Here is a 20,468-nt window from a genome sequence, read left to right on the forward strand (position 1 = left end):
CTCCTATAGCTAAAAATCATTGCCGCTAAAGATAGCGGCGACACAGGCAAACACAATGTAAGGCCAAAAAATTTTCGACAAACGGCGTTCAGGGCCGATAACGGCGTTTTGCATTCTTGACGGCGTCGGCCCATTCGAAATGTACAGGCTTATACCCGCCAGCAACGAACAATTTCATCTGGTCGGTATAATGCGGCGATTCGGGCCGTGTGGTCGCTGAACCATAAGGCTGGATCGATTCCGATTGCACCTTGCCCTCCTTGTCCCATCGCATCAGCATGATGTAACTATCGCCATGCCGGACGCGCATTTTGCCATCGGCTTGCTCGGCATCCCATATTGTTGTGGCGCGCAACGCGTCGCTGCCGCCAAGCATCGCCAAATCGACATCGCCGCGCCGCAAGCGTTGAATGTCGGCAAGCGGCGGATCAATCCGTCCGAAGCGATCTTTAAACTCTGTGACAGCCTCCTGCAGCGTTTCGCGGGGATCGGGCATTTTTTCCCCGCGCCAATTTCGCCGCGCGCCAAAGCGGATGATACGTTCGGCAAGGGCATCAGCGCGGCCCTTGCCATCGCTTGACCAATCCCAACTGTTGAGCAGCTTCTGCGCTTCGGCAAGCTCGGGCGCATCTTTCAAATCCAGCGCAGCAAAGGATGCCATCCACGCCCCGACCCAGCTTTGCTTGCTGTACATCATGTCCATCTTGATCGCGAGCAGCTCTTGCGGCGTGATCAATGTATCGGCGGCCAACAACTCGGTTGCACGTAAGCCGCGGTTGGTCATGCCAAGCTCAATGCCCAAATACGGCGAGTAAGCCGCAGGGTTCATTTCCGAACCCGGACCCGCCGCCAGAAACGGGGTGTTATTGGCGTTCTGAACAAAGCCCGATGCAGGATTCACAATCTTGGGATAACGGTCAAAGCCAACCGGCCCTTTCCACATCGCCGCCGATGTGTCGCCCGGAAGCAATTTGGTATAATCATAGCCCGGCTTACGGTCGGGGAAGAGGGCATTGTAAATATAGGCAACGCGGCCAGTCTTATCGGCATAAATGAAATTCGTTGCCGGAATGCCGCCAATCGCCATCGATTGGGTCCATTCATCCCAATTCGTCGCCTTAGTGTTGCGATAATATTGTTCAACGACTTTGACATTATCGATGCCCGCATAGCGGATCGCGAAATAGCCCTTGTCATTTTTGATGACCGGTCCGTGGATGGAGCGATATACCGTCTGCGGCACGGGCAGGTTGAATGGCCCCATTTTCACCGGCAACCAAACCCGCTTCGACGACAAAGGCATCCATTTGCCATCATAACGATATTGGTCGCCTGCTTTGTTCATCACCAATTTATAGACATCGATCAGGTCAGGGCGGTTGACGGTATTGGTCCAGCCCAAATGACGGTTGTGGCCAAGCAGGACAAAAGGCGATCCGGGGAACAAGGCGCCTGCCATATCCAGCCCCTCACCCGAATGGGTCACGGCTTCGTACCAAGCAACTTGCCCTTCATAAGGCTGGTGCGAATTGGAAATCAGCCAGGTCTTGCCATCGGCCATACGCTTTGGCGCAATGGCAAAGGCGTTCGAACCGTTCATTTCCGGATCGCGCCCGATGGGGGTCATCGGCGCAGCACTTTCCTTTGGCAACGGTTTGCCTTCGGTCAACGCGCCAATGGCGGCATCCAGGCCATAAAAGAACGGCGCGCGCAGCACGAAACCTGTAACAATATCTTGTCCGGTTACGGGAAACAGCTTCGACAGGCGGACTTCTTCGGGATGTTTTGACGCATAATGGTTCACACCTGCGGCATAAGCCTCTGCCACCGCGCGGACTTCGGGCGACAATTCCATATAGCGCGTCTCGGCAGTCTCCCGTGCACCCAAAAGATGCATCACATAATCGACCTTGGCCCCATCGGAGCCTGCAAGCGCGCCATAGCGCCCACGTGTCATGGCAACGACATCCTGTATCGTCGCAAAATCATCTTCTGAATGGGCAAAGGCGAGGCCGTAAGCGGTGTCGGCATCGGTCTTGCCGTTAATGTGCGGCACGCCAAATTCATCGCGCACAATTTCCACATCATAGCTGCGCTTTGGCATGTCATATCCGGTGGCCGCCAACGGCTCCCACAACGCGCCTGCACCCGCAACGACACCGACAAGCGCCAAAGACGCCCACAAAAATTTCCGCATAAAACTTCCCCCCCTGCAATGAGACCTTGTCACATCGGTTCATTTGCTTACATAACTGGCATAACCAAGATTTACGGAAAGGAAAGTCCCTCTATGTTTCGCAGCTTCTTAGCCCTTGCACTGGCAAGCGCCGCAATCACTCCCGCATTTGCGCAGGCCGATGTCATTGGATCGGGGGTCGCACCGTCGACAGCTGCGCATTCGCAAACACGGCCCATCAATTTTGCGGCAACAGCGCCAACGTCCGGCGCTTTGGTAATATTGATGCGCAATGCGACATTGCCAGCCAAACTGGTTGATGCAACCACGGCGCAAGCATTGAACGCGGCAATCGCTTCGGCAAAGTTTGAAGGCAAAGAGGGCAGTTCCTTGTCGCTACGCGGCATTGGCGGTTATGCGCGCATCCTATTGAGCGGTGTTGGCGAGGAAGGTGACCGCATCACCCATATCCGCAACGCATCGGGCAAAGCCGCACAGGATTTGCGCGATGAAGCCCAGCCCGTCACCATCACAGGCGGCCTCAACCAAGACGAAGCCGCGGCCGCCGCTTTGGGCTATGCTATGGGCCAATATCGGTTTGACCGCTATAAAACCGCCGACCGCAAAACGCCGCCCACAAACCCCGTGACCATCGTGAGCAGCGATGCGGGCAGCGCCGAAACTTTGTGGAAGTCGCGCCATGCGGCCTTGGCCGAAGGCGTGGCCTTATCGCGCGATCTGGCAGCTGAGCCTGCGAATGTGATTTACCCCGAAACCTTTGTGGAGCGCGTACGCGCCGCATTTGGCAACACTGCCAATGTCAAAATCGAAGTTCTAGACGAGCCGATGATGCGTAAATTGGGCATGGGGACGATACTTGGCGTGGGCCAAGGGTCGCGCCGTCCATCCCGGATGATGATCGTCGAGTATCGCGGCGCTGGTGATACTGCGCCATTGGCGATGGTCGGCAAAGGCATTACTTTTGATTCCGGTGGCACATCGCTCAAGCCCGGTGCGGGCATGTGGGAGATGAAGGCAGACATGTCTGGCGCGGCCAGCATCATGGGCGCTGTGTTGTCACTTGCAAAGTCAAAGGCATCGGTGAATGTCATCGGCGTTGCCGCGCTGTCGGAAAATATGCCCGGCGGCAATGCGCAGCGTCCGGGCGACGTCGTGCGCACAATGAGCGGCAAGACCATTGAGATCCTCAACACCGACGCCGAAGGCCGCTTGGTAATGGCCGACGCCAATGAATATGTAATCGCCAATAAAAAACCCGGCGCTTTGGTGAACATGGCAACGCTGACAGGCTCAATCGTTGGCGCCCTCAACGACGAATATGCAGGCCTATTCAGCCGTGACGACAAATTGGCCGCAGCGGTTACCGCAGCGGGCACCGCAACAGGTGAAGATGTGTGGCGCATGCCGCTCCATAAAAATTATCTCGATGATATGAAATCCGACATTGCCGACATTAAAAACGTCGTTGAGGGCGGAGGCCCCGGCGCAGGTCTAGGCGCGACCTTTGTTGGCTATTTCGTCGATAAAAATATTCCTTGGGCGCATCTTGATATTGCTGGCGTCAACTGGGCGGACAGGTCCGGCCCAGTGACGCCGAAGGGCGCATCGGGCTGGGGCGTGCAATTACTGGATACGCTCGCCCGCAATTGGAAATAATATCGACGTCGTCGCATTTCCGCTGAATGGTCGCAGCACTTGTGTTGCGAAAATGCCGCACTACATTCTGTGTAGATATGGAGTCTTTGTGAACAAAGGCTCCATTGGCTTTTAGGAAATAGCGCATGAACCTCGAAAAATTCACGGACCGCGCCAAGGGTTTTCTCCAAAGCGCGCAAACCGTCGCCATCCGCATGAGCCATCAGCGGATCGGGCCTGAACATCTCTTAAAAGCTTTGCTGGAGGATGAGCAAGGCATGGCGTCTGGCCTCATCAAAGCCGCTGGCGGCGACGCGGCGACGGCTTTGCGTGAGACCGACGCCGCGCTCGCGAAGGTCCCTGCCGTATCGGGTGGCGGCGCACAGCAGACCCCCGGCCTCGATAATGACGCGGTGCGCGTGCTCGATGCCGCCGAACAGGTCGCGCAAAAGGCCGGCGACAGCTATGTCACCGTTGAACGGCTTTTGCTGGCGCTGGCACTCGCCAAGACCAGCACAGCAGGAAAAGCGCTGGCCGTCGCGGCCGTCACCGCCGAAGGGTTGAACGCCGCTATCAACGCACTGCGGGGCGGCCGCACCGCCGACACATCGGGCGCAGAGGACCGTTATGACGCGCTGAAGAAATTTGCCCGCGACCTGACCGAAGTCGCGCGCGCCGGAAAGTTAGACCCCGTCATCGGCCGCGACGAAGAAATCCGCCGCACGATCCAGATCCTTGCGCGCCGCACCAAGAATAACCCCGTGCTGATTGGCGAACCCGGCGTCGGCAAAACCGCCATTGCCGAGGGGCTGGCCTTACGTATCGCCAATGGCGACGTGCCCGACAGCCTGAAGCATCGCAAATTGCTGTCGCTCGATATGGGCGCATTGATCGCCGGCGCAAAATATCGCGGCGAATTTGAAGAGCGTCTCAAGGGCGTGCTGGATGTGGTCAAGCAGGCCGAAGGTGACATCATCTTATTCATCGACGAAATGCATACGCTTGTCGGCGCGGGCAAAGGCGAAGGCGCGATGGATGCCGCCAACCTGATCAAGCCTGCTTTGTCGCGTGGCGAATTGCACTGCATTGGCGCAACGACGCTGGATGAATATCAAAAACATGTCGAAAAAGACCCTGCCCTACAACGCCGGTTTCAGCCGATTTTTGTCGGCGAACCTACGGTCGAGGACACGATTTCCATCCTGCGCGGGTTGAAGGAGAAATACGAGCTGCACCATGGCGTGCGCATTACCGACGGCGCATTGGTGAGCGCTGCCACGCTGTCGCACCGTTATATTGCCGACCGTTTCCTGCCCGACAAAGCCATCGACCTGATGGACGAGGCTGCATCGCGTCTGCGGATGGAGGTGGAATCCAAGCCGGAAGAGATTGAAACGCTCGACCGCCGGATCATCCAGTTGAAGATTGAGCGCGAAGCGTTGAGCAAGGAAAGCGACGCCGCATCCAAAGACCGTCTAGCCAATTTGGAGGGCGAGCTTGCCAATCTAGAGCAGCAATCGCTGGAACTGACGCAGCGCTGGCAGGCCGAAAAAGACAAGATTTCTGCCGAAGCCAAAATCAAAGAACTACTTGATGGCGCGCGCATCGAATTGGAACAGGCGCAGCGGTCGGGTGACCTCGCCAAGGCAGGCGAACTGCAATATGGCACGATCCCGGGCTTGGAAAAGCAACTAGAGGACGCAGAGGCAGCCGCGGGCAATGCGATGCTACGCGAAGAAGTCACCGCGCAAGATATTGCCAGCGTTGTCAGCCGCTGGACCGGCATCCCCGTCGATAAAATGTTGGAAGGCGAACGCGACAAGTTGCTCAATATGGAGCAGCTTATCGGCGCGCGCGTCATTGGCCAGAAGGACGCAGTGGAAGCCGTGTCCAAGGCGGTGCGCCGTTCGCGCGCGGGGCTTCAAGACCCGAACCGCCCGCTGGGTTCCTTCCTGTTCCTTGGGCCGACGGGTGTCGGCAAGACCGAATTGACCAAGGCACTCGCGTCTTTCCTGTTCGATGACGACAATGCAATGGTCCGCATCGACATGTCCGAATATATGGAAAAGCACAGCGTCGCACGGCTGGTCGGCGCGCCTCCGGGCTATGTCGGTTATGAAGAAGGCGGCGTCTTGACCGAAGCAGTTCGTCGGCGGCCCTATCAGGTCGTCTTATTTGATGAAGTCGAAAAGGCCCATTCGGACGTTTTCAATATCCTGCTGCAGGTATTGGACGATGGCCGCCTGACTGATGGCCAAGGCCGCACGGTAGACTTCTCCAACACGCTCATCATCCTGACATCCAATCTGGGCAGCCAGCATATGGCCGCATTGGAAGACGGGCAGGATGTGAAAGACGTGGAACCACAAGTCATGGAAATCGTGCGTGCCCATTTCCGGCCTGAGTTCCTGAACCGCTTGGACGAGGTCATCTTGTTCCATCGCTTGGGCGCCGACCATATGGCCCCAATTGTCGATATTCAGGTGCAGCGCGTGCAAAATCTGCTCAAGGATCGCAAGATTACCTTGTCCTTGTCCGACGAAGCCAAAGCATGGCTGGGACGCGTCGGCTATGACCCTGTATATGGCGCGCGCCCCCTGAAACGTGCCATCCAACGCTATTTACAGGACCCGCTGGCGGATATGCTCCTGCGCGGCGGCATCCCCGATGGCGCCATGGTGACAGTGGAAGAGGGCGATGGGGGGTTGGTATTGGCGGTGTAAGCGGCATGTTGTACCGAAAACATTCGGGTTGCTGAGGCATGCGCTGGCCACCCCGAATACACCAAAATAGTCAGGCACCGGCTTTTGAGCGTCGCAAATTAATCTCCGGCATATTTCTGGTAAAAGCGGCTTTACTGACCGCCGGGCCGGGAGGTTCCATCCTCGACCAAGCGACGGGCGAGTTCATTGCCGGAATCTGTCATCTGGCGCCACTGCGCCAATGTCTTGCACACCTTCCCTTTTTTCACCAGCGACCCAGTCACCCGAACGGTACGACAGCTGATGGTTTGGTCTGGATCGGAAGCTTTGTCACTGGATGCGTTGGAGCCGTTATCGGTTCCCGATGCCTGAGCTGGTGCTTGGGCCGAAGCCGATGACATTAAGCCAATAGACAATATTGCAAGTAAGAGAGTGCGCATGAAATATTCCTTAATTATTTCTGCTCACTAACACATCTTAGGAGCACCCTCAACGCGCAAGTTTCAACCCTGTTGCGTCAGCGGCCGTGTAATAACGGGCGATGACGTTTTGTTCTGCGACCGTTAAATGCGGATTCCATACGTCAAAGATAAGAACGGCACGATACTTATCGCTATCATTCCACGCTTCATGTTCGATGGTATCATCAAAGGCAAAAGCCTTCCCCACTTGCCATTCACGGGTTTCCCCGCCGACGCGGAAGCCGCAATTTTCCGGCACGATCAACGGTAAATGCACAATCGCACGGGTATTCGTCACGCCTGTATGTGGCGGAATTCGGGTGTGCGGCTTCAATATGGAGAAAAACGCACTGGGCGCACGATCTGGCAGCGTGGTGGTCGGTAAGCGGGCCAAGGCAGCCGCTGTGTGCGGGCAGCGGTCCAAAACCGCCTGATTGGGTTGCCCATATTCCCATAAAAAGCATGCGCCCCAATCGAGGGACTGGTCGAGCGCAGACCATTTATTTTCCGGAACCCCTGAATCCATCCGAACATATGGCCGCAACGCATCACCCGGATCAGCAAGCAGCGCCTCTAATTCTTTGCGTATGTCGTCAGTCGCAGCTTCAATGGCGGGCATCCATGGGAAATGATGCCTGTCAAAAAATTCATCCGCCGGAAGAAAGGGATAATATAGGCCTTCGCATGTGTTTACATAGGTCCGTCGACGCCCCAATGCGCCGTCAACAAATGCCTTACTTCGGCGCAGCTCTGTCGCATCCATAGCAGCGGATAAGGGTGCGAGTTCGGTGCTAACCGCATCGGCAATCTGAAGCGTCGCTTGCGAAATAAATGCCTGGCCCTTTTGCAATGCAGCGGCAATATCCGGAGATAGGTCTGATGCATGCGCCGCCATTTGAAGTACGCCGCTCCAAGCGACCAAAGCTGGCGCCTTTTCACCTAGACGTTCATGCAATTCAGCCTTGCGGAGCCACCCCATGAAATCGCGGCGGTCGATGTTAATTGCGGCGTCTAGCGCCTGCATTTCTCCATCGTCATCGCCTTGCGCGCGCCGTGCGGTTGCAACATTTCGCCACAGCGCGCTCGACATAGTGTCATGCATAACCGCCGCCACGAACAGGCGCTCCGCCTCGGCATAATTTCCGGCGCGCAGTGCAAGCATGCCTTGGCTGTTCAGTTGGGCCGCTTCGGCCGGTGGTGCGCAATTGTTCATAAGGCGAATGCTTGCCATTTACCGTCAGAAACGGCAAGGTCGATGATGTCATGGCAATCAATAATAGCGACATTTGGAACGACGGCGCGTGGCTAGCGCATCGCTATGACGCGTCCGCAGATGCCTTTCATCTGCGTCATGTAAGCCGTCCAGCGCACAATGCCGCCACCTTCCTCACCGATGAATATCTTGGCGCGGAACAAAGCCCGATGGTCCTTTCGCGGCGCGACGCAAAAGGCCGCAGCGCACACAGTGCCAATCTGCATTTTATTTTGCATTCCGCCTTTTGTGCATCGACCATGTTCGCCAACGGGTTTGATTTGCCGGGTCTATCGATGGGTTTGAAGGAACCCGTTTTGCTGAACGACATTGTCGGCTTTCGCCGTCGCGGCGCGCCAACTCTGGCGGTGGCCGAACGGCTGGGCGATGCACTGGATATGCTCGCGCGTCCCTTTGCGGACGATTCTGCAGTGGTAGTAAAACCGTCCAATATCTTCAATGCGCTTGCCCCCGCATCGCTTGCCATGCGGCCGTCTAGCAAAGCCATTATCGTGCATGCCCCACTTTCGATGTTCCTTTTGTCTGTCGCCCGCAAGGGTCTTTGGTGCCGGCTATGGTGTCGCGAATTATTGGAGGGGCAAATAGCCGACGGCATTGTTGATCTTGGTTTTGAGCCGGGAGATTTTTTCCGGCAGACCGACTTACAAATCGCCGCGGTCGGTTGGCTGGCGCAGCAAAAGCTGTTTCATGACATGACGCAAAAGTTCGGACCTGAACGTATCGCGACGCTGGACAGTGAACGGCTGACCGCCAATCCCGGCAAGGCTCTTTCCTCTGGAGCGTTCCACTTCGAACTGGGCGAGCATGCCGCAGCGAATGACGCGCACCCCGCGTTCGGTACACATAGCAAATTTGGCGGAAATTTCCGGACAGAGGACCGGCACGCCGAATATGCATTGGCGCAGACCGCGCATGGCGATGAGATTGAAAAGGTCCTGATTTGGGCTGAAGCCGTTGCCAAATCTGCCAACATCCCACTGACTTTGGAACATCCGCTTCATTTTTAAGGCCGCTTGCCAGACCTATTAGGGGCCGGACTTTACCTAAACTCACATAACCCAGCATTGCGGGGCATGCTTGCGCGCCTTGGTTCGGCGTCATGTTATGGCATAACAAAAGGGGCGGGCATTGCTGCCCGCCCCCTTGTTCCTTTAACTGCTCTTCAGATTAGAAGCGCAGCTTTGCCGTTACAGCATAACGACGACCCAACGCATCATATGTCGATGGGAAGGTGTTGCCGCTGTTATACGATGTCGAACCAGCATTGTTGCCGGTTACTGGCGGCTCCTTGTCCAGCAAGTTCTGCACCGAGAGGGTGAGAGTCAGATTTTCGCTGGCATTAAGACGCGTCGACAGATCAAAATAATTATAGGACTTGATCTTGCCGAAGTTAATCGTCCGGCCGCCAACGCCCAAGACTGACGCGCCAATGGTTCCGTTGAAGAACGCACCACCGTCAATCACGTCAAGTGGCTCTTGCTCCATTCCGGAGATATGGCGCCACAACAACGAAACGTCGATCTTGTCGTACGACACTGTTGTACGCTGCGACCATGAATAGTCTGGTTGCAGTGAACCACAGTTCGAGCTGAAATATCCGGTGCAATCACGATTGATCGATTCCGGGTTGAGCACGAACGCGTTGAACGCCGATTTTAACGTGTAGTTGCCATTGAAGGACAATGCCAAAGCGATTTTGTCGGTAAGATCCGTCTTGTAGTTCAAGATCAAGTCGATGCCGTCAGTTTCAATCGCACCTGCGTTCGACAGAACTGAAGGCAGACCTGTGAAAACGTTCGGATCACCGCTCAGACCGCCATCGGCTGGGCTACGGCGAATGCTTGTACACGCCGACGTGGTCGATGCTCCAGCAGCTGGGCTGAATACGTTCGATCCAAAGCAAGCTGCAATTACGTCACCAGGGGTTGGCGACGAAATCGCACCCGTTACCTTGATGTTGTAATAATCGAGCGATGCAGTGAAACCAGGGATAATCGCTGGCTGGAAGATCGCACCAACAGTGAAGCTGTCCGACTTTTCAGGCTTAATGTTGACATTACCGCCACCAGTCGAGTTCACTTGGCCTGCGTTAGGCTGGGGAATCGAGTTGATGTTGCCCAAATTGGCACCTTGCGCCAAGCAGACAGCACGAAGCTCACCGGTTGGACCAGAAGCTGGACGTCCTGGCAACACAGCGCCAGCTGTCGTCAACGTCGCGCAAGGATCGGTACCAAGGTTGGTCAATCCAGTGTTCACTGGCGAGAACAGTTCACCAATGTTCGGCGCACGAACGGCACGCGCGAAGTTACCGCGAAGAGCGAGGCCTTCGACAGGCTCCCAAGTACCGCCAGCCTTAAAGGTTGTGGTGTTGTACGATGGGTTACCTGGTGCGTCGACTGTGTATGACGAATAACGAAGGCCGCCTTCAACAGTCAGGCTGTTAAAGAATGGCTTGTCGCTAACGACTGGCACAACAAGTTCACCAAAGGCTTCATAAACATCGAAACCACCTTTGATGTCTGGTGTTGCACCACCGGCACCACCAAGATCGCCGCCTTTGGCAAGCGCATCGGCACCCTGACGGGCAGTATATTTACGAAACTCACCGCCGACTGCAAATGCCACGGGATCTTCAGCAAATGGGCTGGTAACGCCCGCATCGCCGTTGATGGTTCCCTTAACTTGTGCCAGCGAGGTTTTCGTAAAGCTGGTGCTTTCCTGAACCAAGAACGGAATTGCTTGTGGCTGAATGGTACCAAAGACATTTGCGGCAACGCATCCATTTGATGTGTCGAAGCAGACTGGCGCCGCAGCTGTTCCGCCTGCGCGAAGCGACTGACGGAAACGCGAGTTCAAGGTGTAACCCTTAATCGTCTGGATGTTTTCACTTTGGCCATAGGCACCGGTGATATCCCAGTCGATTGAGTCGGTGATCGAACCACGGGCACCCAAACGGTAATCGAATACGGTCGTGACATATTCGGAAATACGTGGGCCGGCTTCAACTGCGCGACGGGCAAACAATGATTGCGGGTTAGGGTTGTAACCTTCACCTGCTTCAATCACACCATTGCCGTTAACGTCGAATGGCTGCCATGCTTGCAATACAGCAAGACCGTTGCCCGACGTCGTAGCAGTTGCAGACGCGCCACCGGTACCGATTTCAAGATAACCAGCCTGACCAGGACGCAAGTTGGGGTTAGCCGCGGCATCGCACTGCGCTTGCGTGAAGCGTGGGGTATAAACCGTCGCGCTTGGGTTCACGTCGAATGCGCAGAACTGGTTACGCATAGCGGCAGGCAAGAACGGGTTGTTCAAAGGAATGTTCACGCCGATGCTGAACGCGCCCGAAGGTGCGATGATCGTGTTTACAGTGTTCTTTGAGAACAAACCACGCGAGTAAACTTCTATCGCATCACTGACTTCGTAACGCGCTTGACCGAACATGTTGAAACGCTCGAACGGTGTCTGGAAGACGTTATAGGGGTTAAAGTTGAACGTCGAGAAGGTCGGAACGAGCTGACCTGCCTCGTTAATCTGGTTGGTACCGCCGTTGCCCGTACCAGCTACAAGACGACCGCCCGAGAAGCGCGACGGGAACGCCGTGCCTGAACCAAGCGCTGTACCAGCGTAGGTTTCTAGGGTAGTCAGCGATACATCGCGCGCGCCTTGATAGACTGGGTCAGCTTGCTGATAGCCAACGCCAAATACGGCATTACCGCGACCATCGTCGAAGTTTGCACCGATTGTCACATCAGCGCGGAAAACGTTGCCGTCACCTTTTTCGGTGAGCTGCTCCGAAACCTGAGCTTCCAAACCAGAGAAATCATTCTTCAGAATGAAGTTAACAACACCACCCACAGCGTCAGCGCCATAAGTCGTGGATGCACCACCGGTAAGAACGTCAACGCGCTCAACCAGAGCGAGCGGAATGTTGTTCAAATCGACCTGGCCACCAAAACCGGCGGGTACGATACGATCACCGTCCAACAGAACGATGTTACGGTTTGAACCAATGCCGCGCAAGTTAACGTAGGACGCGCCGCCGTTACCGTTATTGACCGCGGAACCGATCGAAGCAACAACACCTGGGATTTCACGAAGAACTTCTTCGGCCAAGTTGGACTGAAGCAGTTCCATTTCCTCGGAGGTGGTCACGTTCACCGGAGCCGAACGCTCAAGGTTCGGATTGGTAATGAGCGAGCCGGTAACGATGATTTCGCTTGCCGCCTCTTCTTCGGCTGCCGCATCCTGGGCGAACGACGGCGTTGAGATCAACGCCAAGCCCAATGCCAGCGGTGCCGCTGCATATTTCAAATTGCTGATACGTGTGTTTTTCACGATATAGCCCCTTATAAAAAGCCAAAGATTCACGGTTTCCCAGTAACCAATGGCGGTTCAACTCCCCAGCTTTTCCACCATCACTGCACGCGCCTTAAGCACGTAAAGCGCGATGGAAACCCTCCGGGTTGCGTTCGCTTTGACGGAAATCCAGTATTTGCGCAACAAATTGAGCATAAATTTCAATATTATTGCAATGGTGTATCAATTACGCAACAGTGCCCTGGTGGGCAGTCGTCTGAATCGATAGGCCTTGCGTCGCAGGCACAAAAATCGTTCATGACAGCGACAGCGTGGTTCGTTAAGGAGGCCTCATCCGGTTTTCAGAGGCACTTCATACATGTCCGTACGTTCTTTAGTTTCGAAGCTCCTATTACTCTTGTCCGGCATTCTTGCCTTTGCCGTTTCGCCGGCCTTCGCGCAGACGGCTGCGCCGGCGCCCGCCGCGCCAGACCTTGAGAATGTTTTGGTTTTGGATCTTTCCACGGGCGGCCGTGTGACGATTCAAATGTTTCCAACCGATGCCCCTGCCCATGTCGAGCGTATCAAGACGCTGACGCGGCAAGGCTTTTACAATGGCGTCGTCTTTCACCGCGTGATTGACGGCTTCATGGCACAAACCGGGGATCCAACAGGCACGGGGCAAGGCGGATCGGAGCTTCCCGACCTCAAGGCCGAATTTAACAGAATTCCGCATTTGCGCGGCACGGTCTCGATGGCGCGCACGAACGAGCCGGATACCGCCAACAGTCAGTTCTTCATCTGCTTCCAACCGCGCTTTAATCTTGATAACAAATATACGGTCTTTGGCCGCGTGACGTCGGGCATGCAATTTGTCGACGCTATTGAACGTGGCGAGCCGCCTTTGAACCCAGCCAAGGTGCTTCAGGCCTCTATCGCGGCCGATAATGTGCCGCCCCCTGCGTTTACGTCGGCACCGGCCGAAGCGCCCATCACCGTTGACCAATTAAACGCGGGATAAGCGCGCAGCACTCCCCCATGCGCGTCGATCTATTTGATTTCGAGCTTCCGCCCGAGCGGATTGCTTTACGGCCCGTGTCGCCGCGGGATTCCGCGCGCATGTTATGTGTAAGCGGAGACGCTGCACTGGCAGACCGCTCGGTACGCGACCTGCCGCAAATGTTGCGCAAGGGCGATTGCCTAATCTTCAATGACACACGGGTCATTCCAGCGCAGTTGCAGGGGAAGCGCGGCGATGCGTCCATCGGGGCGACCTTGCACAAACGGATCGACCTGCGCCGGTGGCAGGCGTTTATCCGCAATGCCAAACGCCTACATCCCGGCGATGTGATTGATTTTGGCGCAGGCGTCACGGCCATATCCGAAGAACGCCATGACGACGGCAGCTTCACTTTGTTTTTCGAAGGGGAGGAGGCCGTTGAAATCCTACTTCACCGCGCAGGCACCATGCCCTTGCCACCCTATATCGCGGGCAAGCGGCCGACCGACGAACGCGATGCGCAAGATTATCAAACGATGTTCGCGCAAAAGGATGGCGCGGTGGCCGCGCCGACAGCTTCCCTCCACTTCACGCCCGAATTGATGGCGGCAGTGCACGCAGCGGGCATCGAAACGGCGACCCTGACGCTGCATGTCGGTGCGGGCACATTCCTGCCGGTCAAGGCCGATGACACCACCGAACACCGCATGCACAGCGAATGGGGCAGCATCGACGCCGCAACCGCGCAGCGCCTCAACAGCATACGCGAGGCTGGTGGGCGTTTGATCGCGGTCGGCACAACGTCACTACGTCTTGTTGAAAGCGCGGCGGACGACAATGGCGTGGTTCATCCGTTTGAAGGCGACACCGATATCTTCATTACGCCCGGTTACCGTTTCAAGGCGATTGGCGGCCTGATGACCAATTTCCATCTGCCCAAATCGACTTTGTTCATGCTGGTCAGCGCCTTAATGGGGCGCGAGACCATGCAAGCGGCTTATGCTTATGCCATCGCCAGCGAATATCGTTTCTACAGCTATGGCGACAGCAGCCTGCTCCTGCCCTAATCGTGCCGCTGGCGCTTAATGCCCTTTTAATTCGTCACCCGTCAGGCGCACGATATGCAGCACATTGGTTGACCCCGGCGTCCCGAACGGCACGCCTGCCATGATGATGATCCGGCCACCGGCGACGCCCAGATGGTAGCGCAGCGCCATGCGCTTGCCCTTGGCGACCATTTCTTCGAACGAACCAATGTCCTTGGTGCGCACGGCAAAGGCGCCCCATAATAGCCCCAAGCGCCGCGCGGTTATCTGGCTTGCGGTGAGCACTAACAAAGGCACGGCAGGGCGTTCACGCGAAATCCGGCGCGCTGTTGAACCTGACGATGTGAAGCAGACGATGGCGCTGGTTTCCACGGTGTCGACAATACGCCCACTCGCCTCCGCCAAGGCATCGGCGGTCGTGCCATCGGCTGGGGTTTCGGTGAAATGGATGCGTTTGAAGAAATCCGGGTCGCCCTCCACCTGTTGCGCAATGCGGTCCATGATCGACACCGCCTCAATCGGCCAAGCACCCGCGGCCGTTTCCGCAGATAACATCACGGCGTCTGCGCCATCGTAAATGGCCGTCGCCACATCCGAAACCTCTGCCCGTGTTGGTGAGGGCGAAACGATCATCGATTCCAGCATTTGCGTTGCCACCACGACGGGCTTGCCCATGCGCCGTGCGGTGGACACAATCTTCTTTTGCAGCGGCGGCACTTGTTCGGGTGGCAATTCCACGCCCAAATCGCCGCGTGCAACCATAACCCCATCGGCCAGCTCAAGGATTTCTTCCAACCGTCGAATCGCCGCAGGCTTTTCGATCTTGGCCAACAAAGCCGCCTTGTTGCCGATGAGCTTCTTGCCTTCGGCCACATCCTCAGGCCGTTGGACGAAGGACATCGCGATCCAGTCCACCCCTTGCTCCAGCGCAAAGGCAAGGTCTGAACGGTCCTTCTCCGTCAACGCCGCAATCGGCACCACCACATCGGGGACATTCAGCCCCTTGCGGTTCGATAGCATCCCGCCAACTTCAACTATGGTATTAATATATTCAGCGCCAATCTCCGTAACGCGCAAGACCAGCTTGCCATCGTCGAGCAACAAGCGCGCGCCAACCTCCAACGCGGCAAAGATTTCCGGATGGGGTAAGTGAACACGATGCGCGTCACCCGGTGCCGTGTCGGTATCCAGTCGGAAATTGTCGCCCGTGTGCAACTCGACCTTATCATCGGCAAAGGTTCCGACCCGCAATTTCGGGCCTTGCAGGTCAACCAATATCGTCGTTGGCCGATTATACGCTTTTTCCAGTGCACGGATGTTGGCAATCAACTGCGCCTTGTCGGCCTGATCGCCATGGCTCATGTTGATGCGGAAAGCATCCGCACCGGCCCGAAACAATTTTTCGATCATCTCGGGCGTATCGCTCGCGGGGCCCAAGGTGGCCAATATGCGGACCTTGCGCATGCGGGGTTTATGATATTGCATGAAAATGGCTCCGCGATATGGATTTTAAACGTCAAACGCCCCATAACGCGGCAAGCCAGCAACGGGAAGGGCGCATAGCATGCAACAGGAAATACAAATCTCAGACGCCGCCGCCGCCGCCGCATTTCGCCGCCTTGTCGCGCATTTGCAGCACCGGCATGATGCGCAGAATATCGACCTTATGGGCCTTGCCGGCTTTTGCCGCAATTGCCTGGCTGATTGGGTGATGGAGGCGGACGGGCAGCTGACGAAAGATGAAGCGCGCGAAATCATACACGGCATGCCCGCCGCAGAGTGGAAGGCAAAGTATCAAAGCGAAGCAACGCCGGCGCAATTACAACGGATGCAGGAAAGCGTGGCGAAAAACGCCCCTTCGCATTAAGGCGCTGTCAACGTGATTCGGGGGTTTTGCCCCCAACCAACACCACAGGGAGAATATCATGGCTGAAGGCAATATCGCCGCTGACCAACTGCGTCTGTTCATTGAGCGCATCGAGCGTTTGGAAGAAGAGAAAAAGGGCATCGCTGACGACATTCGCGACGTATATTCGGAAGCCAAGAGCCAGGGCTATGACGCAAAAATCATGCGCCAGATCGTCCGCTTGCGCAAAATGAGCCAAGACGACCGTCAGGAAATGGAAGCGATCCTCGACACCTATAAATCGGCGCTTGGGCTGGCGTAAGGCCTAGGCTTTCCCAAACCTTGGTGCAGCAGCGTTAAAGCACATGGCTTGCCCAATGGCGTGTGCCTGATGTAAGGGCGCTGCTTCATATCCTTTAGCCAGAGAAGAGTAGAGCCATGGCAGGCCATAGCAAATTCAAGAACATTCAGCATCGCAAAGGCGCGCAGGACAAGAAGCGTTCCGCGCAATTTTCCAAGCTGTCGCGTGAAATTACTGTGGCGGCGAAGATGGGCATGCCCGATCCGGACATGAACCCGCGCCTGCGTCTCGCGGTCAATGCCGCAAAGGCGCAATCGATGCCCAAGGACAATATCCAGCGCGCCATTGATAAGGCGGCGGGCGGGGACGCCGAAAGCTATGATGAAATGCGCTACGAAGGCTATGGTCCCGGCGGCGTTGCGATCATCGTTGAGGCATTGACCGACAACCGTAACCGCACCGCGACCAATGTGCGCACCGCGTTCAGCAAAAATGGCGGCAATCTCGGCGCGTCCGGCGCGGTGAGCCACGGCTTCGACCGCATGGGTCTGATCACCTATCCCGCGAGCGCAGGCGACGCAGACAGCGTGTTTGAAGCTGCATTGGAAGCGGGCGCTGAGGATGTGGAGTCAACCGAGGACGACCACAGCATCTGGACCAGCATGGATGCGCTGCACGAAGTCGCCAAAGCGCTGGAAGCCACGCTTGGAGAAGCCGAAAGCGCCAAGCTTGCGTGGAAACCACAGCTTTTGGTCGAAGTTGACGAAGCCAATGCGGCAACCTTGCTCAAAATGATCGACGCTTTGGAAGAGGATGACGACGTCCAAACCGTATGGGGCAATTACGACGTGTCCGACGAGGTGATGGCGAAATTGGGATGATCATCCTTGGGCTTGACCCCGGCTTGGGGACCACCGGCTGGGGCGTTATCCGCAAGGAAGGCAATCGTCTTTCTCATATCGACAATGGCGAGATTGTAACCGACGCCAAGCTGCCATTGGCGAACCGCCTCGTGCTTTTGGACGAGAAGCTGAGCGTGGTGCTTGATCACTTTCGCCCCGATTACGCGGCCGTCGAAGAGGTGTTCGTTAACAAAAACCCGCAATCGACGCTAAAGCTTGGGCAAGCACGCGGCGTCGTGCTTTTGGGTGCGGCGCGCAACCGCACCCCCGTCACCGAATATGCCACGCGGCTCGTAAAAAAATCCGTCGTTGGCACCGGCAAAGCGGAAAAGGAGCAAGTTCAAGCCATGCTGCGCATCCTGTTGCCGGGCTTGAAACTCGCAGGGCCCGACGCGGCCGATGCATTGGCGGTCGCCATTACCCATGCGCATCATATCAGGCTTTGACCGGTTCACTTCGAGAAAAAGCTCCCCCCTGTTCACGCGATGTTCTCTTTTGCTTGCTGATTTGAAATCGAACAGCTAACCCACAAACATGATTGCAAAGCTGTATGGCCGGATTGATGAAACGGGCGTTGACCATCTGGTGATTGACGTCAACGGCGTCGGCTATCTGGTGCAGGCCAGCGCGCGGACGCTATCGGCCTTGGGCAAGACCGATGATTTCGCCACCGTCTTCACCGAAATGCAAGTGTCGGAGAACGACATGCGCCTCATCGGCTTTGCCACCCGCGAAGAACGCGACTGGTTCCGCCTGCTGACGGGCGTGCAAGGTGTCGGCGGTAAGGTTGGCCTCGCTATTTTGTCCGCGATCGAACCCGCCGACCTCGCGCTTGCCATCGGCAGCGGCGATGCCGCGATGGTCGCGCGCGCCAATGGCGTCGGACCAAAATTGGCCAGCCGCATCGTCAATGAATTGAAGGACAAGGTCGGCGCTTTGGCCGGCATCGGCGGCGGCGCAAAGCTGATGGCCACAGCCGCCGCAAACGGCAACCACGCACAAGACGCCATGTCCGCGCTTGCTAACCTTGGCTTCAAACACGGCGAAGCTGGCAATGCTGTAGCGCAAGCCGTCGAAGAACTCGGCCCCGATGCAACCTTGGATGCGCTCGTCCGGCTGGCATTGAAACGGGCGTCGCGATGACATCTTACCCCGCCGCGCAAAACCGTCACCCTGAACTTGTTTCAGGGTCCATCGCGCAATTATTCTTGCGCTATCGGCGGGAAACCCAGCCCAACCGCCAAATCCACCCAATACGGATTTTCGGCGTTAAGCAGATTGATTTTCCAAGCCCGATGCCAATTCTTCAATTGTTTTTCACGCGCAATCGCGGCCTCCATCGTGCCAAAAACCTCAAAATGCACCAGCCGGTAAATCGCATATTTGGACGCATGTCCTGGCGTCATGCCGCCCCGATGTTGCGAAAGCCGTTTGAGCAGGTCAGAGGTGACGCCGATGTACAGCGATCCGTAAAGCTTGCTTGCAAGTATGTATACACAGGGAGTTTTTTCATTTCTCACGCGTTGGACAGTGCGGCAAAATGGACCCTGAAACAAGTTCAGGGTGACGTAAATTGTTATCAGGGTGACGTAAATTCTGGCAAAATGTTCCGCATGAATTCAAACCTCCACGCCGTCACCCTGAACTTGTTTCAGGGTCCATCGCGCAATTCAAAACTGACGTTGAGATGCCCGCATGACTGACGACGACCGCCTCACTACACCCGACAAACGGCCCGAGGATATTGACGCCGCGTTGCGGCCTAAAACGCTTGCCGAATTTATCGGGCAAGCCGCCGCGCGCGACAATTTGCGGGTGTTTATTGAGGCGGCGAAGGGGCGGGGGCAGCCGTTGGACCATGTGCTGTTCTTTGGCCCGCCGGGTCTTGGCAAGACCACGCTGGCGCAGATTGTCGCAAAGGAAATGGGCGTCGGTTTCCGCGCCACCTCCGGCCCGGTCATCGCCAAATCCGGTGATCTGGCCGCCTTGCTCACCAATTTGGAAGATGGCGACGTCCTGTTCATTGACGAAATTCACCGCTTGAGCCCCGTGGTTGAGGAAATTCTCTACCCCGCTATGGAGGATCGTGCGCTCGATATCATGATCGGCGAAGGGCCTTCGGCGCGGTCGGTGCGGATTGATTTGCCTGCGTTTACGCTTGTCGGCGCGACCACGCGGCAGGGGTTATTGACCACGCCCTTGCGTGATCGCTTTGGTATTCCGGTGCGGCTGAATTTCTATACCCATGCGGAGCTGGAGCTGGTGGTCACCCGCGCCGCGCGGTTGCTCGATTTGGGCATCGCCCCTGATGGCGCGAACGAAATTGCCAAGCGCGCGCGCGGAACGCCGCGTATTGCCGGACGCTTGCTGCGCCGTGTGCGCGATTTTGCCAATGTGGCTGGCGAACCCGTTGTCACCGCCAAAATCGCCGATAGCGCGCTCAACCGGTTGGAGGTTGATGCGCTTGGGCTAGATGCGATGGACCGGCGTTATTTGCATATGATCGCCGACATTTATCGCGGCGGTCCCGTGGGCGTTGAGGCTTTGGCCGCCGGCCTGTCCGAGCCGCGCGACACGATTGAGGATGTGGTCGAGCCTTATTTGCTCCAGCTGGGCCTAATCGCGCGTACCGCGCGTGGCCGCTGCCTCAATGCGCCGGGTTGGAAACATCTTGGCCTCAACCCGCCCGCCGGGTCACAGGACGGATTGTTTGACGCATAGGACGTGCCGAGTCCCTCAAGCGACTAATCGCACGTTCGCTTGCTAAAACCCCTTCCCGCCGGACTCCACAAAGGTTAAGCAA

At 56.6% G+C, this 20,468-nt stretch carries 17 protein-coding genes; 11 read left to right on the forward strand and 6 right to left on the reverse strand.

From position 1 onward, the window contains the following. Positions 1 to 88: 88 nt before the first annotated feature. On the reverse strand, positions 89 to 2,197 hold the full coding sequence (locus tag Q0O33_RS06940; protein WP_295497633.1) for an acylase: 2,109 nt from the start codon (positions 2,195 to 2,197) through the stop codon (positions 89 to 91). Between the two features lie 93 nt (positions 2,198 to 2,290). Here Q0O33_RS06940 and Q0O33_RS06945 point away from each other — a divergent pair, with 93 nt between their 5' ends. Then, positions 2,291 to 3,853: a leucyl aminopeptidase gene (locus Q0O33_RS06945; protein ID WP_295497635.1), complete on the forward strand. Its 1,563-nt coding sequence runs from the start codon at positions 2,291 to 2,293 to the stop codon at positions 3,851 to 3,853. A gap of 125 nt (positions 3,854 to 3,978) precedes the next feature. Beyond that, positions 3,979 to 6,555, forward strand: a complete 2,577-nt coding sequence (gene clpB / locus Q0O33_RS06950; RefSeq protein ID WP_295497637.1) for an ATP-dependent chaperone ClpB — start codon at positions 3,979 to 3,981, stop codon at positions 6,553 to 6,555. Positions 6,556 to 6,686: 131 nt separating this feature from the next. Here clpB and Q0O33_RS06955 read toward each other — a convergent pair whose 3' ends face one another. Together Q0O33_RS06955 and Q0O33_RS06960 are read right to left on the reverse strand one after the other, a co-directional pair. Then, entirely contained in the window at positions 6,687 to 6,974 is a 288-nt protein-coding gene (locus Q0O33_RS06955; protein ID WP_295497639.1) for a hypothetical protein, read from the reverse strand. 49 nt (positions 6,975 to 7,023) lie between these two features. Beyond that, the gene (locus tag Q0O33_RS06960; protein ID WP_295497641.1) at positions 7,024 to 8,208 is read right to left on the reverse strand and encodes an aspartyl/asparaginyl beta-hydroxylase domain-containing protein; all 1,185 of its coding nucleotides are present in this window, start codon (positions 8,206 to 8,208) and stop codon (positions 7,024 to 7,026) included. 11 nt (positions 8,209 to 8,219) lie between these two features. Between Q0O33_RS06960 and Q0O33_RS06965 the strand changes: the two genes are divergently transcribed. Beyond that, on the forward strand, positions 8,220 to 9,275 hold the full coding sequence (locus tag Q0O33_RS06965; protein WP_295497643.1) for a hypothetical protein: 1,056 nt from the start codon (positions 8,220 to 8,222) through the stop codon (positions 9,273 to 9,275). Between the two features lie 160 nt (positions 9,276 to 9,435). On the opposite strand, the gene Q0O33_RS06970 is transcribed toward Q0O33_RS06965, so the two are convergent. Further along, a complete protein-coding gene (locus Q0O33_RS06970) occupies positions 9,436 to 12,612 on the reverse strand; it encodes a TonB-dependent receptor (RefSeq protein ID WP_295497688.1) in 3,177 nt (1,058 codons plus the stop codon). A 337-nt stretch (positions 12,613 to 12,949) separates the two neighbouring features. Here Q0O33_RS06970 and Q0O33_RS06975 point away from each other — a divergent pair, with 337 nt between their 5' ends. Both Q0O33_RS06975 and queA read left to right on the forward strand, forming a co-directional pair. Then, on the forward strand, positions 12,950 to 13,591 hold the full coding sequence (locus Q0O33_RS06975) for a peptidylprolyl isomerase (RefSeq protein WP_295497645.1): 642 nt from the start codon (positions 12,950 to 12,952) through the stop codon (positions 13,589 to 13,591). Positions 13,592 to 13,608: 17 nt separating this feature from the next. Continuing rightward, positions 13,609 to 14,637, forward strand: a complete 1,029-nt coding sequence (gene queA / locus Q0O33_RS06980) for a tRNA preQ1(34) S-adenosylmethionine ribosyltransferase-isomerase QueA (protein WP_295497647.1) — start codon at positions 13,609 to 13,611, stop codon at positions 14,635 to 14,637. Between the two features lie 15 nt (positions 14,638 to 14,652). On the opposite strand, the gene pyk is transcribed toward queA, so the two are convergent. Further along, positions 14,653 to 16,101 carry a pyruvate kinase gene (pyk, locus tag Q0O33_RS06985; protein ID WP_295497649.1) on the reverse strand — a complete coding sequence of 483 codons (1,449 nt, stop codon included), beginning with the start codon at positions 16,099 to 16,101 and terminating at the stop codon, positions 14,653 to 14,655. A 79-nt stretch (positions 16,102 to 16,180) separates the two neighbouring features. Between pyk and Q0O33_RS06990 the strand changes: the two genes are divergently transcribed. From Q0O33_RS06990 to ruvA, 5 genes are all read left to right on the forward strand, one after another. Then, positions 16,181 to 16,483, forward strand: a complete 303-nt coding sequence (locus tag Q0O33_RS06990; RefSeq protein WP_295497651.1) for a DUF1244 domain-containing protein — start codon at positions 16,181 to 16,183, stop codon at positions 16,481 to 16,483. A gap of 58 nt (positions 16,484 to 16,541) precedes the next feature. Further along, positions 16,542 to 16,784, forward strand: coding sequence for a DUF2312 domain-containing protein (locus Q0O33_RS06995; RefSeq protein WP_125229489.1), 243 nt, complete (start codon positions 16,542 to 16,544; stop codon positions 16,782 to 16,784). A 116-nt stretch (positions 16,785 to 16,900) separates the two neighbouring features. Next, positions 16,901 to 17,644, forward strand: coding sequence for a YebC/PmpR family DNA-binding transcriptional regulator (locus Q0O33_RS07000; RefSeq protein ID WP_295497654.1), 744 nt, complete (start codon positions 16,901 to 16,903; stop codon positions 17,642 to 17,644). Beyond that, the gene (gene ruvC, locus Q0O33_RS07005) at positions 17,641 to 18,111 is read left to right on the forward strand and encodes a crossover junction endodeoxyribonuclease RuvC (protein WP_295497655.1); all 471 of its coding nucleotides are present in this window, start codon (positions 17,641 to 17,643) and stop codon (positions 18,109 to 18,111) included. Before Q0O33_RS07000 ends, ruvC begins: the two co-directional genes overlap by 4 nt. A gap of 88 nt (positions 18,112 to 18,199) precedes the next feature. Continuing rightward, positions 18,200 to 18,808 (forward strand): Holliday junction branch migration protein RuvA, encoded by a 609-nt coding sequence (ruvA, locus tag Q0O33_RS07010; RefSeq protein ID WP_295497656.1) that lies wholly within the window; start codon positions 18,200 to 18,202, stop codon positions 18,806 to 18,808. A gap of 59 nt (positions 18,809 to 18,867) precedes the next feature. Here ruvA and Q0O33_RS07015 read toward each other — a convergent pair whose 3' ends face one another. Continuing rightward, positions 18,868 to 19,185 carry a GIY-YIG nuclease family protein gene (locus tag Q0O33_RS07015; RefSeq protein ID WP_295497658.1) on the reverse strand — a complete coding sequence of 106 codons (318 nt, stop codon included), beginning with the start codon at positions 19,183 to 19,185 and terminating at the stop codon, positions 18,868 to 18,870. 175 nt (positions 19,186 to 19,360) lie between these two features. Here Q0O33_RS07015 and ruvB point away from each other — a divergent pair, with 175 nt between their 5' ends. Then, positions 19,361 to 20,386 (forward strand): Holliday junction branch migration DNA helicase RuvB, encoded by a 1,026-nt coding sequence (ruvB, locus tag Q0O33_RS07020; protein ID WP_295497660.1) that lies wholly within the window; start codon positions 19,361 to 19,363, stop codon positions 20,384 to 20,386. Positions 20,387 to 20,468: the final 82 nt, after the last annotated feature.

Origin of the sequence: Sphingorhabdus sp. EL138 (genome assembly GCF_945862485.1) — a bacterium.
Taxonomy (GTDB): domain Bacteria; phylum Pseudomonadota; class Alphaproteobacteria; order Sphingomonadales; family Sphingomonadaceae; genus Sphingorhabdus_B.

Excerpts from the sequence above, each read along its gene's own strand:
- Q0O33_RS06940 (WP_295497633.1), bottom strand. The coding sequence starts at position 2,197 with ATGCGGAAATTTTTGTGGGCGTCTTTGGCGCTTGTCGGTGTCGTTGCG.
- Q0O33_RS06945 (WP_295497635.1), top strand. The coding sequence starts at position 2,291 with ATGTTTCGCAGCTTCTTAGCCCTTGCACTGGCAAGCGCCGCAATCACT.
- clpB (WP_295497637.1), top strand. The coding sequence starts at position 3,979 with ATGAACCTCGAAAAATTCACGGACCGCGCCAAGGGTTTTCTCCAAAGC.
- Q0O33_RS06955 (WP_295497639.1), bottom strand. The coding sequence starts at position 6,974 with ATGCGCACTCTCTTACTTGCAATATTGTCTATTGGCTTAATGTCATCG.
- Q0O33_RS06960 (WP_295497641.1), bottom strand. The coding sequence starts at position 8,208 with ATGAACAATTGCGCACCACCGGCCGAAGCGGCCCAACTGAACAGCCAA.
- Q0O33_RS06975 (WP_295497645.1), top strand. The coding sequence starts at position 12,950 with ATGTCCGTACGTTCTTTAGTTTCGAAGCTCCTATTACTCTTGTCCGGC.
- queA (WP_295497647.1), top strand. The coding sequence starts at position 13,609 with ATGCGCGTCGATCTATTTGATTTCGAGCTTCCGCCCGAGCGGATTGCT.
- pyk (WP_295497649.1), bottom strand. The coding sequence starts at position 16,101 with ATGCAATATCATAAACCCCGCATGCGCAAGGTCCGCATATTGGCCACC.
- Q0O33_RS06990 (WP_295497651.1), top strand. The coding sequence starts at position 16,181 with ATGCAACAGGAAATACAAATCTCAGACGCCGCCGCCGCCGCCGCATTT.
- Q0O33_RS06995 (WP_125229489.1), top strand. The coding sequence starts at position 16,542 with ATGGCTGAAGGCAATATCGCCGCTGACCAACTGCGTCTGTTCATTGAG.
- Q0O33_RS07000 (WP_295497654.1), top strand. The coding sequence starts at position 16,901 with ATGGCAGGCCATAGCAAATTCAAGAACATTCAGCATCGCAAAGGCGCG.
- ruvC (WP_295497655.1), top strand. The coding sequence starts at position 17,641 with ATGATCATCCTTGGGCTTGACCCCGGCTTGGGGACCACCGGCTGGGGC.
- ruvA (WP_295497656.1), top strand. The coding sequence starts at position 18,200 with ATGATTGCAAAGCTGTATGGCCGGATTGATGAAACGGGCGTTGACCAT.
- ruvB (WP_295497660.1), top strand. The coding sequence starts at position 19,361 with ATGACTGACGACGACCGCCTCACTACACCCGACAAACGGCCCGAGGAT.